The organism is Deltaproteobacteria bacterium (genome assembly GCA_026129095.1).
Lineage (GTDB): Bacteria > JAGRBM01 > JAGRBM01 > JAGRBM01 > JAHCIT01 > JAHCIT01.
In genome coordinates this window covers 97,620-115,176 of sequence record JAHCIT010000006.1, presented here as the reverse complement: position 1 = coordinate 115,176, position 17,557 = coordinate 97,620, and the positions used below count along the sequence as shown (strand labels likewise).

At 54.7% G+C, this 17,557-nt stretch carries 16 protein-coding genes; 7 read left to right on the top strand and 9 right to left on the bottom strand.

Annotated features, from left to right (window positions below):
• Positions 1 to 22: 22 nt before the first annotated feature.
• Complete coding sequence (locus KIT79_10095; GenBank protein ID MCW5829652.1) at positions 23 to 307, bottom strand: hypothetical protein; 285 nt, start codon at positions 305 to 307, stop codon at positions 23 to 25.
• 130 nt (positions 308 to 437) lie between these two features.
• Entirely contained in the window at positions 438 to 1,007 is a 570-nt protein-coding gene (locus KIT79_10090; protein MCW5829651.1) for a histidine phosphatase family protein, read from the bottom strand.
• A gap of 162 nt (positions 1,008 to 1,169) precedes the next feature.
• Between KIT79_10090 and KIT79_10085 the strand changes: the two genes are divergently transcribed.
• A complete protein-coding gene (locus KIT79_10085) occupies positions 1,170 to 1,718 on the top strand; it encodes a class IV adenylate cyclase (GenBank protein MCW5829650.1) in 549 nt (182 codons plus the stop codon).
• A gap of 209 nt (positions 1,719 to 1,927) precedes the next feature.
• On the opposite strand, the gene KIT79_10080 is transcribed toward KIT79_10085, so the two are convergent.
• The 3 genes from KIT79_10080 to KIT79_10070 are packed head-to-tail and all read right to left on the bottom strand — an operon-like array spanning position 1,928 to position 3,875.
• Positions 1,928 to 2,563 carry a hypothetical protein gene (locus tag KIT79_10080; GenBank protein MCW5829649.1) on the bottom strand — a complete coding sequence of 212 codons (636 nt, stop codon included), beginning with the start codon at positions 2,561 to 2,563 and terminating at the stop codon, positions 1,928 to 1,930.
• A complete protein-coding gene (locus tag KIT79_10075; protein MCW5829648.1) occupies positions 2,556 to 3,167 on the bottom strand; it encodes a hypothetical protein in 612 nt (203 codons plus the stop codon). Before KIT79_10075 ends, KIT79_10080 begins: the two co-directional genes overlap by 8 nt.
• Positions 3,168 to 3,227: 60 nt before the next feature.
• Positions 3,228 to 3,875 carry a hypothetical protein gene (locus KIT79_10070; protein ID MCW5829647.1) on the bottom strand — a complete coding sequence of 216 codons (648 nt, stop codon included), beginning with the start codon at positions 3,873 to 3,875 and terminating at the stop codon, positions 3,228 to 3,230.
• A 336-nt stretch (positions 3,876 to 4,211) separates the two neighbouring features.
• Here KIT79_10070 and KIT79_10065 point away from each other — a divergent pair, with 336 nt between their 5' ends.
• From KIT79_10065 to KIT79_10050, 4 genes are read left to right on the top strand one after another with little or no spacing between them, the layout of a single operon-like run.
• A complete protein-coding gene (locus KIT79_10065; protein ID MCW5829646.1) occupies positions 4,212 to 4,724 on the top strand; it encodes a hypothetical protein in 513 nt (170 codons plus the stop codon).
• Positions 4,721 to 5,371: a hypothetical protein gene (locus KIT79_10060; GenBank protein ID MCW5829645.1), complete on the top strand. Its 651-nt coding sequence runs from the start codon at positions 4,721 to 4,723 to the stop codon at positions 5,369 to 5,371. Before KIT79_10065 ends, KIT79_10060 begins: the two co-directional genes overlap by 4 nt.
• Complete coding sequence (locus KIT79_10055; protein ID MCW5829644.1) at positions 5,368 to 6,435, top strand: hypothetical protein; 1,068 nt, start codon at positions 5,368 to 5,370, stop codon at positions 6,433 to 6,435. Before KIT79_10060 ends, KIT79_10055 begins: the two co-directional genes overlap by 4 nt.
• A gap of 43 nt (positions 6,436 to 6,478) precedes the next feature.
• On the top strand, positions 6,479 to 9,283 hold the full coding sequence (locus KIT79_10050; GenBank protein ID MCW5829643.1) for a CHAT domain-containing protein: 2,805 nt from the start codon (positions 6,479 to 6,481) through the stop codon (positions 9,281 to 9,283).
• A gap of 88 nt (positions 9,284 to 9,371) precedes the next feature.
• Here KIT79_10050 and KIT79_10045 read toward each other — a convergent pair whose 3' ends face one another.
• On the bottom strand, positions 9,372 to 9,581 hold the full coding sequence (locus tag KIT79_10045; protein MCW5829642.1) for a hypothetical protein: 210 nt from the start codon (positions 9,579 to 9,581) through the stop codon (positions 9,372 to 9,374).
• A 191-nt stretch (positions 9,582 to 9,772) separates the two neighbouring features.
• Between KIT79_10045 and KIT79_10040 the strand changes: the two genes are divergently transcribed.
• Positions 9,773 to 11,467, top strand: coding sequence for a hypothetical protein (locus tag KIT79_10040; GenBank protein ID MCW5829641.1), 1,695 nt, complete (start codon positions 9,773 to 9,775; stop codon positions 11,465 to 11,467).
• A 75-nt stretch (positions 11,468 to 11,542) separates the two neighbouring features.
• Positions 11,543 to 11,926, top strand: coding sequence for a hypothetical protein (locus KIT79_10035; protein MCW5829640.1), 384 nt, complete (start codon positions 11,543 to 11,545; stop codon positions 11,924 to 11,926).
• 26 nt (positions 11,927 to 11,952) lie between these two features.
• Here KIT79_10035 and KIT79_10030 read toward each other — a convergent pair whose 3' ends face one another.
• Genes KIT79_10030 through KIT79_10020 form a run of 3 tightly spaced genes read right to left on the bottom strand, consistent with a single transcriptional unit; the run spans position 11,953 to position 17,555 of the window.
• Positions 11,953 to 12,681 carry a M48 family metallopeptidase gene (locus KIT79_10030; GenBank protein ID MCW5829639.1) on the bottom strand — a complete coding sequence of 243 codons (729 nt, stop codon included), beginning with the start codon at positions 12,679 to 12,681 and terminating at the stop codon, positions 11,953 to 11,955.
• Positions 12,682 to 12,684: 3 nt separating this feature from the next.
• Positions 12,685 to 16,494, bottom strand: a complete 3,810-nt coding sequence (locus tag KIT79_10025) for an HsdR family type I site-specific deoxyribonuclease (protein ID MCW5829638.1) — start codon at positions 16,492 to 16,494, stop codon at positions 12,685 to 12,687.
• A gap of 2 nt (positions 16,495 to 16,496) precedes the next feature.
• The gene (locus tag KIT79_10020) at positions 16,497 to 17,555 is read right to left on the bottom strand and encodes a DUF4917 family protein (protein ID MCW5829637.1); all 1,059 of its coding nucleotides are present in this window, start codon (positions 17,553 to 17,555) and stop codon (positions 16,497 to 16,499) included.
• Between the last annotated feature and the right edge of the window lie 2 nt (positions 17,556 to 17,557).

Here is a 17,557-nt window from a genome sequence, read left to right as displayed (position 1 = left end):
GATTATTACTCAATCCGGACATTCAGAACTGAGGAAGCCAATACCAGCCCCCTGCTTCGTCGAGCGCCTGCTCAAGTCCAGCAGGACCGGACCTGTCGGGGATCTTGGCGAGAGCATCGAGCAACGGCGCGACGTTACCGTCCAAGACCTGAGTGTAAGTCTTCAGACGAGTGTCGCAACCGTCCTGAGGCGACCGGCAAACTTCATAGACCGTGTAGTCTCCCGAGTCCGCTTGCCAGCTCATACATCCGATCCGCTTCAGTTCGGAATGAAGGCGGCCAATCAGTTCCGGATAGTTGTCGGCCACGGTTGCAACCCCCTTCGGTGAAATCAAAGCAATTCCGATGCCATCATGGAAGCGAGATGCTCTTCAAAGTCTGCTCCAGACAAATTCGTTTCAGTCGCCTCCGGCTAATCCAATTCAATCACCTTACGATTCACACTGCGACTCGTATGACCTCGCAATTTTCGGGCCCACGCATTTGCCAGACCTCTTCTATCGACAGCCCGCTGAGGTGACCGGTTATCGCCCGAATCGGCCCACCGTGCGATACCAGCAGGACATTCGAATCTCTTGGGTGGCCCGAGATGATCTGCTCAAAGGTCGCTACGGACCGGCTTACCATCTGATCGAATGTTTCCCCTCTAGGTGGAGCGAAATGAGGCCCGAGCGCTTTCCAGAATGCAATCAGGTCCGAGTATCCCAGCTCGCAAGCAAGATCAGAACGCTTTCGACCCTGCCAGTCGCCACAGTGCCGTTCGTTAAGACCGGCGACCTGGAGAACCGGGTGCCGGCCGCGAACCAAAATCTCTGCCGTCCGAATCGCTCGTTTTAACGTAGAGCTGTACACAGCTTCCCAAGAGATTTTCTCCAACTCCTTCGCAAGCTGAGTCGCCTGATTTTCGCCTGCATTGTTAAGGTCAGTGTCGAGCTGCCCCTGCACGACGCCCGTCGGACCATCGATGTTTGGTTGAGTTTGACCATGCCGGACCAAATAGACATTCATGTTTCAAAATCGTTGATAATTCTAATGGAACGACCCGGCGCCCATTGGTTTGGAGGCCGAGTCGTTTGGTAGGGCCCTGCCAAATGGCAGCGGACAGCACCCGAGAAGTAAAGAAATTATAGCAGTTTTTCGGACCAGTTCCACAATAAATTGCAAGGCCAATTGCCATTGTTCGAAGATGGCGCGAACGAGGCGACAGTGAAAAATATCGAAGCGAAGTTCCGGTACGGTGACATAGCGGCCATTGAACGAAAGACTCGTAAGCTGGGTGCCCGAGATATGGGCCTGCTGCATCAGTGCGACACGTTCTTTCAGGCAGAGCATGCCCGCCTGAAGCTACGTGAATTTGGTGACGGGCGCGGTGAACTGATTAGTTATCGACGGTCGGACGTCCCGGGCGGCCGGGAAAGCGAATATTTCGTCTACCACTCAACGGCGCTGGAAGGCCTCAAGGCAATCCTGGAACAGGCCTTGGGCACGAAGGGTTCGGTCAGGAAAACACGCCATCTGTTCCTATTCCGTAATACCCGCATTCACCTCGATGACGTCGAGGGGCTCGGCACCTTCGTCGAGATTGAAACCGTCATTTCCGGACAGGATCGCGCTGACACCGTTGCGGAGTTCGAGGAAGTCGCACGGATCTTAAAACTGAACCCCGAGGACTCCGTGCCGGTCTCCTATTTTGACCTCTTAAACGGCTCCGGGGCATAGCTGAACCGCATCTTCACGGATTTCTCATGTTCTCGCGTTGGCGTTTTACCCAGTTCGAACATTCGGAACTGCGGAAGCCAATACCAGGACCCCGCCTCATCAAGCGCCTGCTCAAGCCCAGCGGGACCGGGCCTGTCGGGGATTTTGGCGAGAGCGTCAAGCAACGGCGTAACATTGTCATCCAATCCATGGGTTCAGGGGAAAATAGCTTAGTCGGGTGGGTTTCGGCGGCCCGGCAATCCTAGCCGCCGTAATAGCTCATCGACGTAATTGGGCGTTTCCGGGTCCAGCAGTACGTAGCGCGGGTAAAGCGGCCTGGCCCGGTCATCGGCAATCGGCTTCCAGCTTTCGGGGTCGGTGGTCCGTAGGAAATCTTCGGCAAACAGTTTGCCGCCAACCCCCTTTTCACTCCCGAATGCCTTGAAGGCGTCGAAGCAGACATCGATGTAACTCCGAAGGACTGGATATTCTGGTGCCGGCCGCAGGATATTGTTCGGGGTGTAGATCGCGACTGTTTCACCCGGTCTGAGTCGAGGGACCTGAAAGCCGGAATAGGGATGGAGATCGACCGAATTGAGATCGCGGCGGGAAAGGTCCGATACCGCCTCGCGCTCATCGATATCTTTGATAGTCTCGCCGACAACCCCGATCGGCAACAATACGCCGTTGAGTGACGCCCCCGGCGCCGGGACGGCGCCCAATCCGGTCGCATGGTGATCGCTGACACGGGCATAGAAACCCCGGCGCCAGTTGACGAGCCTTACCGGCACAGCTTGCGGGCAGCCGACACCTTTTGCGGCCAGGCTGCCAATCGCCAATATCCACCGCGGTGCGATTTCACTCATCACCCCAGAGCTCCCTGGCTTTCTCATACAGCCACGCCTCGGAACGGATCTTTCGCCCGTCGAGGTCGACAATGCCGATCTGCACTCCGAACTCTTCGACGATTTTCCCAAGCGTCACCGTGGGGTGCTGCCTGAACCATCGCTTGAGCGCCAGCGTTCTGGCCTCACGGCTTGGGGTCATCCAAGGTGAAGGAGGTTTGACAAAGAGAGGAAGCAGCGCCGTGCGGACATGCCGGAAACGGAGCCGCTCAACGACCAGGCGATTCGCCCAGACCACTTCGCCGAATGAAATCCGCCACGGCGCGCCTGCGGCAAGAAGACGGTCAACTTCTCGCAGGAATGGTGTGCCGTGGCCATCGGCATCCATATTGTCGTTCGGCCCGGCGGCGGCGTGACACATTTCGTGAAACAGCGTATATCCGGCCGGAATCTTCCGCTTCCGATGCGCCTCCACATCGACTGCGATCTCCTTCGCCAGGAAATCCGCGTAGCCGCCGATACCCAATGGAAGATCGACGGCCCGCCAGTCATTCAACCGGCGGGGGAAATAGGCCCGCCGGAAATGGAGGAATGCTTCGGTCAGTTCTGAGTTAGTGCGATTCATTGGCGGATAATAAGGATAATACTTTCCATGCTTATTCCGGCTAAGGGATAAGCTTCTGAATCAGCAGCCGCTCCCGTTCAGATGCTGATAGGTTACGCCGGGAGCGATTCGCAATTTGGGCTGGAACAGCGCGAGCAGCTTCTCCCGCGCAACGATCAGTTCCAGACGCGTTGCATCCGAAAGATCCCAGGGGCCGGCCGGTGCCTGCCGGTCATCTAGCCAGGTAGAACCCCAGCCGCCGGTGCTCCGGATGAAGTCGTCGACGAAGTTGAGCCCACCGGCCCGATGGCAGGCGATCAGGATTGCCGCCGCCTGGCTCCAGTATATCGGCTGATTCCGGATCACTCGGCTTGCAGCCGCCGGGCTCCAATAACGATATGCAAGAACTTCCTTGAATGCCTCCGGGAGCGGTGTATCCCGCCACTGCACGACCGCTTCCGAGCGGATGGCCCGCTGAACGCCACCAGAATATTCCTCGATCGCCTTCAGGCCATCCAGCAGTTCTGGATCGGACACCCCGAAGGTGGTGGCCACCACCGACGAACTCTCGGCTGGCACCAGCATCAGCCGGGCATTCCCGGCAAAGCCGTCCGAAGACGACCAGATTCGGCGGAAACCGTTTATCGTGACGGGAAACACCTGCTCGCCATTGAGGGCGCCGGTGAAATTGCCGTAGTCGAGATTCGCGAAGCGGTAGGGGGTGGACATGCGATGTTTACCTCTCGAAAAGGTAAACGGCCCGATTCCGCCAGATTTCCAGTTTCACATCAAAAAAACAAAAGCACAGTAACCAGCTGGAATCACTAAAGAAATCTAGGCATTAAAAAATATCCTGTGTAACGTGCAAAATCAGGCGTAACGCTTCGTTATCCTAGGCAAGAGATGGGGACTCTTCCTCCGGCCGACGCCCGGACGAGTCTCCCAGACTTCAATACGTAACAGACGATCTTTTCTGGAGGTTAGCGAAGCCAGCGGCGGTGCATAGTCTAGACGACGATCAACATAACCAGTAAACTTTTCCCAAATCCATTAAGGGAGGACGCCTTGAAAGACTTAATCGAAAAGATCCGTAGGGCTTTGGCGTCGAAAGAAACTCCGGTAGCACCGACCGGCCATGTGCCACCCAATATGGGCAACATATCGTTAGCCACAGAGACTCAGGCCGCTGTCGGTGTTCAATACCTGGCGGCAGGTGCATGGCGTCGCAATGGTCTAGGGGCCGTTCTATCAAGCGGTATCTCAAACCGCATTTTATGGTTCTACACAAATAGGGACAGCGCAGAGTGTGACTATAGGAAAACATATGACAGTCGGCCTCACGACACCGCCATTCTCGGAATCAGTTCCGATACCGATATTGAGGATCGTCAGCCTGCACTTCCTAATGTACCTTTGTTTCTGATTGCCGATCTGGAATGCTTTGGGCTCCCGTTCCCCCCACCTCATATTGATGAATGGACCTATTTGGGCCGGCTAAGTCCCACCGTTTTGGCAAGATTGATGAAGAGCCGCTACCGGTATGTTGAGCATCAACGAATCGGGGCGCGTACAGTATGATGGATGAGACCAGGCTCAAAGATCTTTACCGGGCGTTCATACGCTTCTATGGAACTACGTATAAAAGCCGGGAAAAGATTGAAGATGATTTCAGCCAAGTCATTTTATCCGTATATCAGAATCAACGCATAACAGCTACGCGCCAGACGCTTGAAAACGCGAACATATTCATAGGGGATATAGTTAATTCAAAAATCTGGGTCCTATTTAAATGGAGGATGAGCGATATTCTCCGGGCTGAGAAACGTGATCAAGAAAAACACGCCATACCGGTTGCGACAGATCCCCTTACCGATGATATTGGAAATACCGGTCCGGCGATTTCCGGCGAGGAATCGGACCCGGATGCAGATAAGATTTATGACCTCTTGAGGGAACAGTTGGACGAGTTTGACCAAAAGCTGCTTTACGGAATCTACCGGAAAGAACTGACCTACCGGTTACTCAAATGCGATCTGGGTGGCGTTAGCGAGGCGACCATCTCGCGCCGCAAGGATAACCTGATCGAGAAGCTTAAAAACATCAGCGCCCAATTCGTTGGCGACGAAGATGGAAAACGCAAGAGACAGGCCGCCCTTAGCCTTAGAGGGGGCCTTCATCGTTATTTAGACGAAATTGAAAAGTCCCAAGGAGAATGTACCAAATGAGTACCGGATATTCAAAAGCTGAAGAGAACCAATTACTCGATAAGTTCAACGCAAAAAATATGCTCACTCGTCTGGAGAAGGCAATGACTACTACGGATGAAACCGCTGGCGGGCTTGCGCACGGTTCCGTCATTGTTTGCGGCGGAGACAGTCCAGCGGAATCCGGCAGCTGCTGCTTCCTGATCACGGGCGCGGACTACGGCATGCCGGTTGATACCCAACACCCTCCCCCGCAGATCGTCCCGCTGGTAACGGGGAACCCTGCGGCCATCGCTCCCCTGTATCCGGCAATCCACGAAGACTTCCATGCCAAGGTCAATCTGACCGTCACGGTACCGCATCGCGCACTCACCGGGAACTCCGGCGTATCGGTAATCGGTGAAGTCACCCCGGAAGATTACGCCCAGGTTTCCCGCGCCCTGGTTGAATACGTCGACTTGCAGGAAAATTGCATTCTGGGGGGTGCAGCCGAAACAACCCGAGTAAACCAAAGCCTCGCACGACTGCTTCCTCTGGATGTCCCCGGATCCATCGAGATCGACAACCGGATCCGGAAAGCGATACAGGAAATAATGGAGGCGGCTACCAATCCGGATATGGCGGACGCAGAAGAAGACGACCCGCAAGACGATCTCGCCGAACCGTCAGCTTTCAAAGAGTGCACCTATGTGCATCCTAATTTATTTCCCCCCTCCATACGCCATGAAGCCCAAATTCAGATGGGGGAGGATAGGGCTATTCACAAAAGACCTAGAGGGGTCAGGGAGGGAGTTATAATATTACGTTTCAACCCCAATACCACTCTCAAATTAGAGGTATTTGAAAAGTCTGAAAAGGATAATATGGCAGTCAGATTCAGGATCGTCAATTCTCTCCCTCCTAAAGGTTTTAGTCTTTTGGCGAAGCCAGTTTGGAGCAACGCAACACTAAATGAAGTCTTAATCGTTCCCGGAGATGAGTCCACGACTTCAGTTATTTTTCAAGACAAACCAACTTCTAAAATGCGTCGGAATATTAAATGGCTGTTCCGTCTTCAAAAAGCAGAAGACACCAACGGGGCCTGATAACAATCGCCACCTGAATTTAGTTACTCCTGGTCTACAAACAATGACGATCGTCGACCACATAGTTAATAATAACACCAGCCCAGATCCGCTATCAGATTCTTTAAACTCAATCGAAGATTACACCGACGTTGAAAAGGTAAATGCATTTGGCGATTTAGTCGCCGGATTTCACAGATTTTCCCATCTCAATGCACTCGACCGCGCCGGGCTGGGAATGGCGATCATGTTTCTCGCCTCTTCCGTACTGGAGGTTCAGCCAGAGCAACATGAAAACACGATTGCCAAGGTCAAAGGCATCGCGAACACGGTGAAAAAGATTCTCGGTAGCATTCAGTTTCCAGGCACAATTTCTTCCCAGCGGAGTGTGCGCCATTATTCATACTGGCTGACCCACCAAGTTCTCCACCTTCGTACAGACACTGAGATGATAATTGACGATGACGGACTAAAAGAGTTACTCCACTGCGCATTGTCCGGTCCCGCAAATACCACTCCATCAGGAATCCATTCCAAACTTATCATATTAAAAGAAGAATATCCGGTTTTAATCATATCTGTTCTTAAACTCAGTCACATGGATACTGCGATCCAATCGCTATGGTCCAGTCTGAATCCTGTTATCAGTGCAGGAAAACATCCGCCATTTGCGAATAATACTATGGAATATCTTAAGGTTGGGGAATATTACTTGTATGGAGACTGGAATAATCGCGCCTCCATTCTCAAATTAGCAAGTAACCGCGCAAGCCTCGATCAGCCTCAAAAGCAGGTCTTATCCGCTGAAGCTGATCAGATCGATACCCAACTGGCGAATCCTTCACCCATTCTTTTGTCGCATCAAGCAGCACCTCTGGAATGTCAAGTGTCCTCGGATATTAATTCGATATTGTCATGCACTGACCCATCAACCGCTAAAGCTACCGCCCAAAACTCAAGCGAACCTTTCTCAGCAAAAAATGTACGCTACGTATTGACACGTCTGCTTCACTCCATGAAATTCAGCCTTGCATCTGAAGTTATCGACCGGCAGCTCGAACTGGTGTCCAGGAATCTTGATGTCAATGCACTCGTTGAACTGCTTCATTACCAGTTCATGCTGTCGAACTGGATTAACGATGGGCAGACACGACAACGGGCGAATTACTTTATTGCCTATTTGAAACATGTGTACGGCGACCGAACGACATGGCATGGCCTCGGTGAGAGCGCAAACTTTGGGATCCTTGATCAAAACAATAACCATACTGAAGTAAAGGAACTAAAAAGACATAATTGGGAAAATCTATTATATATTCCATCGGATGACAATCCTTCAAAAACATTTCAACTATACAATTCGCATTTACAGGCTATCAAATTAAAGCTAAAGAGTGTCCGGTCCATCAAGACGGACGCGATCAATGATTTAGTCACGAAAATGCAGAAAATTTCCGACAGTAATAGTTTGTTTCATTCGAGTGAGATTTTGAAAGTGACCCGTATGCTGATTAAAAAGTCTGGAAGAGGTACTCCATCTGGCTTGTGCAAGCTGTATACGGGTCTTGTTCAGAAGCAGATGCAGTGGATACCCAATAAGAGGACAAGATTACTCAATATATCGTTGAATGAAAAACCGGTATTTGCTGGCTATGTAGAGTCTGTTTTAAATGGAGCTTCGACCGTCTCCGCAGGTGATCAGCTTTCGGAATTATATTTCAAGCTTTGGGGCGGTCAAAGGATATACGATCTTGTAAATAAAAATCCTGGATCCATTGCCGTTCATTACTTTATCAATGAAAACAATACTTCATTCTGTTTGTTAACCAGAAACAATGGAAACGATAACTGTAAAACAGATATCATAAAACTAGATAACGCGAGAAAATCTGATTTCGCCAAAATCCGAGAATGTATTCAAAAGGACAATATTGTAAGGGATTTTCTTAGACAGCTTGTCCATCCCGATCAGGCGTTGCCAAATCTCATTCATCTTTGTACCAAGGATGAACAACCCAATGAAAAAATAGTGGACTTGCTATATAGGAAATTGCTGATCATCGGACAGAAGCTTTTCCCTAACAGTTTACTCTCCTGTCTAAATCAGCATAAACCCAAGCATATATACCTTAGTGTGGATGCCGAGCTGATGGATTTACCCATACAGTGGCTTCCTTGTGGATCGAAGAATGAACCTTTCATCAAAAACTTCCAGTCTTCTGTAATCACCCCTGCCATGGTCTCTCCGTTCTTCGCTACTGATACCAACAGAACGACCTTAAGCGCGAAATCCGGGAATTATAATCTTTTTGAGCCAGAGCTGTATCGTGCGATAATGGTATACTCTTCACCACCAGGTAATTCTTGGGACATCTCCTCCGTTCAAGACGTATTGCAGGCAATCTCCAGAAGCCAGTTGGCCACGATTATTACTCACGGTTTCGATGAAGCGGATCCGGCCCGTTCCAGCCTCGCATTGCCGGGCGGATTACGCCTTCGTCGCACGGATATCGAATCATCAGGCATCTCCTTTAACGGTACTACCGTGGCCTTGTTCGCATGTTCAGCTGCCTACCGCCGGCAAACCGACCATCTGCACAAGGAGACTGTGGCCGATGCATTCCTGGCCCAGGGAGCCAGAGGTGTTATTGCCGGTCTCGCACCGCTACAGACAAACCTGATTCGTACGTTTGTCCAGATATTTATGGAACAGTCAGTCTCATCAGGCGCATTTTTACCAAGCAGTGTTTTTCAACAGGCTGCGATTACGGCACTTCGAACCGTGAAAGATGACGATAATTTAACTGAGAACCAAAAGCGAAAGAACCAGTTGGGCCTTTTCACGCTCGCATATTACGGCATCGACTGAACCGAACGTGTCCGTTTCTTATTAACCCTTACCCGTCATCCCGGCCTCAGGGGAAAAGCAAGACTTTCAGGATACTACCGCTACTTGTTCATGCGGCCTCGGAAGTTGATCCGGGTGCCCCCCATCCGCGTTCGATCGATATTCTGAGCAGCACTTCGGCCATCTCCATCGCCTGAATCCGGCCGTAGCCTGTTGCCAGTTCGATTCGTCCGAATGGAAAGCGGATCGACCAGACGGAACCGTTCGGCCGGATTTCCGCGGTATAAATTATCGGATCGTTCGTTTCATCGCCGTTCATGGCACTTCTCCTTCCGTCATGAAGAAGAACGAGGGAATTATCTGAATATTCCGCCATAGGGAATCACTTTTCTTGTCCGTGGGTGAAAAAATGGCCGCCCGGTATCCGTCTACCTGATCGAGAGGCTGTGCGTATGCCGCCGGCTAGATAGCTATTCGGTGAAGGCTTCGCCCCATCCGAGGAGATTTGATATGAAATCCGCCGCCAGAACCGCCATGCTGATGCTCTTTTGGGTACTCCAGCCCGGCTGTGTACAGGAAAAGCCCCCCGTAATCGGCAGCCTCACCGCAACCCCCGATAAGGTCTCACCCGGAGAGGCGACCACCATCACATGGAATGTAGAGCACGCACATAGCTGCGTGCTGAACGGTACCGAAGTCGGTCCGGAGTCGGACAGTATCGTTGTGCAGATTTACCCTCCCGTCACCTACCTACTCGCCTGTTCGAACGTCGCCGGAAGCACCCAGGCGGAAGTCACTGTTGAACGTCGGCCGGATCCGCCCGCGCCAGAGCCGGTTACATTTAATTATGCATATGCTTCACCCAATCCGGTCCCTGAAGGTGGAACCGTTACGCTGTACTGGTCTGCGATGAATGCCGATTACTGCACGCTGGACAATCACGAGGTTGAGTACGAACCGGTTTGGTCGTACCCGATTTCCCCCGTATTCCTTCGAAGCACCCACCTCGTCACCTGCCGGAACGACAGTTACAGCGCAAGCCAGAGCATCACCATCAATGTGACGCCCGCCCCGCCGCCGCCAGTCGGTATCGGCACTTTCACGGCCTCGCCGGCGACGATCACGGCGGGCAGCACGGCAACGCTCGCGTGGTCCGGCGTGACGAACGCCACCGCTTGCAGCATCGATAACGGCGTCGGCAGCGTCACCATCCCGAGCGGGAGCAAAACCGTCACGCCCACCGCACCGACGATCTATGCGCTGAACTGCAACGGGGCGGGCAGCCCGGCCACACGGAGCGTGACCGTCACCGTGACGCCCGCCCCGCCGCCGCCCGTCCCGCAGGTTGAGATCGTACTGTTTGCGGCGAATCCGGTGTCGGTGATTTCCGGCCAGCCGGTGACGCTGACGTGGACCGTCAACAACGCGACGAATTGCACAATTACCGGTATCGGCTCCGTTACTCCCATCGGTGGTAATACGGTTGTCACACCGCTGGTCTCGACGACCTACCGGCTCGACTGCTCGAACGCCGTGGATTCCGCCGCACCTGCATTCATAAATATTACGGTAACGGTCCCCTCAACCCCTCCGGCCGCGCCTGATTGCAACAGTTTTCCCAATCCCCCGGCAGGAACGTCAGTGGTCTCGTCGTGGTGCGCCAAACGCGACGGTTTTACGAAATTTTACTGCGAAACCGTCGATGATCCGGTGAATTTCGTGCCGAGATACAACGTCTGCTCAAAATCCTTGGATACGACGATTGGCGCCGTGAAGCTGACGGTCGTCACCGGAACGGACGTCGGCGTCGCCGTCGCGGAGGCAAAGCCGGCACTCCAGCGGGGCACTCCGGTGATGATTTGTGCATCCGTCTGGGTACCTTCGAGTTCAGGCGTATTGCCGCGGGTTGGAATCGACTGGTTTCAGACCACCGGTTCGCCGGGGGCGAACTACTTGGATGCTTTCGGACCGCATTGGAGCTGGCCCACGAACACCTGGGTCAATGTATGCATGGGGCCTAGTTCCGAGGTTTTTTCCGGAAGACGTGACCGCTGGCCCGGTGACGGTCCCTCCATGTTCGTCCCGCCGTCTCCGTACGGCCAGTTCGCGGGGGGCTGGATGCAGTTCCTTGGGGGTTTGACACAGGGCATGGGTTCGGCCGGCGAAGCGTGGGTCGCGAATCTGACGGTTTATGGCGTTCGTTGATCTGTCATGAACCCACCAACCGCCCGAAATCCTATAACGGGGAAGCCCCCAGAAATCCATGCTCGCGGTCTACTCATGACCGACGACTGTCAGATTCTCGTCGTGAAGACCGGAGCGGTCTGGGATCTGCCCGGAGGGGTGACGATGGCCTTCGAAGATGTACCGGAGGAAATTGAATCCAGTTTTCTCAGGCAGACAGGATTACCGGTGTCGGAAAAATCACTTCTGGTGATGTCGCCGCCGGCATTCACCGGCAGCATCACCCTGGCAATTCATGAAGTGGAACTGACCGGAAACTGCCGGGACAACGCGGGTATTCCCGCGGCAAAGCTGCCACGGATTCGCTACATGGACATTGCCGATTTTGTGGTCCGGAAAGATGCCTGCCTGCCGGTGCGCCGGTCATTGTATTCATGGATGAAAGAGATGGACGAGTTCGGCATGCTCGAAGACGACTGAAGCAGTCCTCATTCCGGAAATCCCGCTCACCACATCAGCTCGGGGCCGATGAGATACAGGCGGGATTTTCGTTGAGGCGCATCCGGCAAGACACGATGAAGCGCTTTCCAGTATGCCCTTGAGTGATCCGGATGGATCAGATGGACCAGTTCGTGGACAATCACATAGTCTACGATCCTCATGGGGGCCTGAATAATCCGCCAGTTGATCCGGACTTCGCCTTTCGCGCTACAACTCCCCCAGCGGCGATTCTGGTCTCCCAGCAACATTCTGGGACGTGATATCCCCATCCTTCTGGACCAGTAATCCATTCGTTCGGCGAGACGCTGGATCGCATGCTGTCGATACCATTCTATCAGGGCGGAACGGACCAGCTCAGGCTTGCGCCCACTCGCGGGCTTGTTTGCCACGATGACTCTTAAGCGGCCATTCATCAGACGAACCTCGGACTGGTGACCCACTGAAATCCGCAACCGGTACCCCCGGCCCAGATATTTGAACGTCTCGCCGTCAACGAATTCCCTGCCGGAAGGCTGCTGGGACTGTAACTCCCGCGCCTCAAGCTGCTTCTGGTAGATCCAACGGGCTTTGGACCGAATGGCCCGGTCCACTTTGGAAACCGTTATGCCCTGTGGCACCGAAGCCACAACTTTCCCGTCTGGTTTTACAGCAATGCCTATTGTGGTCCGCCGGCTGGAGCGGATCGTCCGGTAGCTGATTCGGGTGTTACCGAACTGGAAGGAACGAAGTACCATGGATCACTTCGCGAGCCGTGCTCTGGCGAGATCCATCAGCGAGGTGGTCAGTTTTTCTGTCTCATCATCGCCGAACCCAGCGAAGCGGAGTCGCCGCTTGACCTGACGGCGCATTTCCCTCTGGACATCCTCTTTGCGGACCCAGTCAATGACGGCGAGTTCTTTAAGCATGGCGAAAACTTCCGCGGCGAGTTTCGCCCGTTCCTGCTCTTGGGGAGAGTGAGCATTCCCATATGGAGCGGGTTCCTCCTTGAGCGTATTGGAACTCCCCGGCGCCTGGATCGCGTTGAAAAACGCTAGTTCCTCATCACTTAGGCCCAAAGAGTTCGCTTGCTGATGACGGCCACGGAGTTCGTCGAGGACCAGTTGCAGCCGCTTGATCGCCTCTGCCGCCTGGATACGATGCTCCCTGCGGTCACGGATAATCTCCTCCAGACGTTCCGAGAGTTTCTGGTAGAACACGGGGTCTTCGGAGATCTTGACACTGATCTCGTGCTTGACGGCGTGTTCCATCTCGCTGGCTTTCGCCTCCGGAGACTTGAGCTTGTCCACTTCTTCATCGAACCGCTTCGAGAAGATCGAAACCGGCTCCGTGAGTTGGACAACCTCGTCAGCTCGTACGTATTCCTCAATGAGTTTTTTGACCTTTGCGCCGCAGCCGGAGAGATCGAGGCTATCATCGCGGAACCGCGCACGGGCCATGACGCGGAGTTTGCCAAGCCAGGTCAGGTCTTTCTGGAACTTCAGGGCGGCGGGATCGGGCAGAACCATGTCCATGCTCTGGGCGAACTTGCGGAACTTCGCTTCGAACTCGGCCCGCCGGTCTTCAGGCTCCAGAATCCGGAGACAGGCTTCCGGGTCTTTGCGGTCCACCTTCCTGAACAGGTCCATGACCTGCCGGTGCCGGTTCTCCAGCCTCGGCAGCTCGCTGGAAATCTCCACCAGCGCGCCCTGAATGTCTTTGGGATCGAAAACGGCCAGCGCGTCCTGGAGTTCATCGGAGATGCCCCAGTAGTCCACCACAAGACCGTAAGTCTTGCCTTCGGCCGTGCGGTTCACGCGGGCGATTGCCTGGAGAAGATTGTGCTCTTTGAGGGGGCTGTCCAGATACATCACCTGTTCGACCGGCGCATCGAAGCCGGTCAGCAGCATGTCGCAGACGACTAAAATTGAAAGCGGATCGTCCTTGTTGATAAACCGGGCGATCAGCTCCTTCTGCTGTTCCCTGGACTTGTGATGCCGTGCGAGCCGGTCCTCATCCGTATGGGTGCCGGACATGATGAGCGCGCACTCGGGTGCTCCCAGCCGTTCCAGCGTTTCAAGGTAGGTGACGGCGGCGTCCCGCGTGCAGGCGACAACCTGCGCCTTGAATCCGTTCGGCCGGATGAACTTCTCGAAATGGTCGACGAGGTCCGTGCAGATTCGCGTGATCCGGCTCGGAGCCCCGGCGACCGCCTCGTAGGTGACGAACTTCTTGCGGATGGCCGCCTTTTCATCATCCGACTTGTCCGCGAACACCCGGCCAAATACCGCATCGAGCGACGAGCCTTCGACGTGAAGCTCGGTCAGACGGCCTTCGTAATAAATGGGAACCGTCGCGCCGTCTTCCACCGCCTGCTGGATCGGATAGGTATGGATGTAGGGGCCGAAAACCTTCGGGGTGGAACGGTCGTTCTTGTCGATCGGCGTTCCGGTAAAACCCAGGAAGCAGGCATTCGGAAGGGCCTGACGCATGCGGGCCGCGAGCGATTTGTACTGGGTCCGGTGCGCCTCATCGACAAGGACAAACAGGTTCGACGCCTCGTTCAGGGCCGTCTGCTTGCCGCCGGACACGCCCTGAAACTTCTGGATCGTTGTCGTGATCGTGAGGCCCGATCCGGCCCCGAGTAGTTCGGCCAGATGCCGGACGCTTTTCGCCTGCTGGGGATTCGGGAAGCCGCACCGCTCAAAGGTCTCGCTGATCTGGGTGTCGAGATCCGTACGGTCCGTGACGATCACAATGGACGGGTTCTCCAGAGCCGCCAGCCGGCGCAGTTTCACCGCCAGCCAGAGCATCGTGAGCGATTTGCCCGAGCCCTGGGTGTGCCAGACTATGCCGCCACGGGCCGCCGGGTCAGGAGCGGTTCTGATGCGGTCTAGCGCCCGGTTCACGGCGATGAACTGCTGGTACTTGGCGAGTTTCTTGACGCGCCTCGCCCCTTCGGGTTCAAAAACGACGAAGTTCGAAACGAGGTCGAGCAGGCTTTCCGGCGAAAGGGCGCTCGCGATCAGAAGATCCTGTGGCGTCACCTCGCGGCCGACGAGACCAGCGACGGCCTCCCGCGATAGTGGGAACGGCTCCCGCCACTCGGCATAATGCCGGTCCGGAGTCAGCACGGTGGCGAGTTTTGCCCCGGACGAGCCCGCAAGCGCGGCGACCACCTGTGTCGCTTCGAACGCCTTCGGGACGCCCTGACCGGCGTATTCGTCCTTCGCCTCCTGATAGAGGTTCAGGGATTTCATCGCCTCCTCGAACCACTTTTCGCCGAGCGTGGGCGACTTGCACTCGATGATCGCCAGCGGGAGACCGTTCACGAAGCAGACGGCATCGAAGATCCGCCGCTGATTGGCCCCCTGGACATCGAACTGCCGGGTGACGACGAACTCGTTATTCCGCGAATTGGCGAAGTCGATGAAATGGACGTCGCGGCCGATCTTCCCGCGTCCGTCGTTCAGGTCCTGTTCCAGCGACAGCGTATGCACGAGGGTCCGGTGAACCCGCTCGTTCGCCTCGATCAGGCCCGTGGCGGGGATATGCGTGACCGAGCGGACGGCCCGGTGGAGATTGTCGTCCGACAGCCACGGGTTCAGCCTCCGGAGCGCCTTCTCCAGCCGTCTGGCCAGAATCGCGTCCCGGTTCGTATCCCGGTCGGAATTCAGGCGTTCGCTCTCGATGAATGTCCAGCCCAGCTTTTCCAGCAAGGCCACGGCCGGTCCCTCCGAGAGGTCTTCCTCGTTCCACCGGGACGAGCGCCCGGCCGTGCCCGCCGGTCTGGTCTTTGTTGCCGGAGCGGCGGCAGGAGCCGCCGGAGCCGCATCCACTCCGCCCAACCCCTCAAGCGTATCTTCAAGAGACTCCGCCACGCATTCGGCGATGAATGATTCGAAGCGGCCCGTCCCCTTTGTATGAGACTCTTCGAGCAGGTCGTAATACTCGCCCCGCCGTTCGACCGGCAGGAACGCAGGCGGATAGCCCGACCTCATGAGCAGCAGGTTCATCAGCAGACGGGCTGTACGTCCGTTGCCGTCGGCGAACGGGTGAATGGCGACAAACCGGAAGTGGGCGCGGGCGGCGATTTTCACCGGATGGCCAGTTTCCTTCGCAATCCCGGCAACAAACTCCGCCATCAGGTCCGGGACCTTGGCCGGGTTCGGAAATACATGACGGGAACCACCGACCCGAACCGTATCTGTGCGGTAGCGCCCGGCGTCGTCGGGCCGGATCGCGTTCAGGATCAGCCGGTGAAGGTCCAGGATTTCCGGTTCCGTCAGCGGCGTCTTTGACTCGGCCAGCCGGTAGAGAAGCCCCATCGCCGACTTGTGATTGGTGGCTTCGAGGATTTCCCGAAGCGGCTTGCCGCTGATGGTGATCCCGTCGATCAGGATCGCCTTGGTCTCGCCGAGGGTAAGCGTATTCCCTTCGATCGCGTTCGAGTTGTAGGTGTGAACGATTTCCCAGTGCTCGCGCAGCCGCCTGAGATCGTCGGACGACAGCGGCAACCGGGCCTGCCAGGTGGCCCGAAGCTGGTCTAGACGAGAAAGAGTATCGCTCACGATTAGCCCCAGACCTTTGCGGTTGACGCGTCAAAGAAGGAGACGGTCAATGCTTTTCGGTATTTGGGCCGAGCGATTCCCATCTGTTTGGCGCGGCGGATAATGCGTTTATTGGCGTCACTATCGGGATCGCCGAAAATGCTTACGTATATATCGGTGATGCCATTGCCACTTCCCTTTTCTATCGCTTTGAGGATGTGCTCATCCTGTTTGGAACACGAAACACCAAACATAATCATGGTCTCGCCAATATTGGAAAGACTGCGGAAACCCCTCGTTAAATAGCCGCTATGCTTGATCTGGCGTCGTTTTCCATCGGCGGTTCCTTCAGCAACGATTAGTGGATAGCGGTCTTCTTCGAGGGCGTTTTGAATCTGCTTGATCAATCGTACCTGCGTGTTCTTCCAAGTGTATTTCTGGAGCTCAGCGCCAGCATCAAACAAGTGGAGCGCGCCATGGAGATAGAAAACCGTCTGCTTGTTAGAATTCTCGACTTCCCAGGTGACATACTCCTGCTCACCTGAATCTGGCGTACGGAAGCCGTCATCATTGGAAAGCGAATCTCCCAGCTCTTCGTGCATGAGGGTCCAATAAAGCAGAAGGTCATAGTTCAGCGTATAAACATCTTTGAACGAATTCAGAAAAATGCGGCAATGCTGATACTGCTCTTCCTTGATTTCGTTTGGATGAGCGGGGTGGTTGTCGGAAATAGTTTTGGCCAAGAGGCCTTTTAAGGCATTGGAATGTTCGATGAGGGTATTCGCAAGCAACTTATCTTTGGGCAAGTATACGTTGATCAGGTTCGATGCATCTCTAAGCACGCGCATAACAGTTTCAAAATCGGTGGTGCCAAGGGATCCGAAGAGATCCTTGATTCTGGGATCAATTGACGTGAAATCCGCCTGGTCAAACAACGCATCGTAAGAGAAAATGTCGTTGCGCAGTGCGCGGCTGAAGCCGTTCCCAAGGAGAAGGTGGCGCTTCTTCTTTTCAGGGAGTGACGACAGGACTTCCTTGTAATCAAGGAGCCGTACACCCGTAGTATTTATTCCCTTGGCCATCG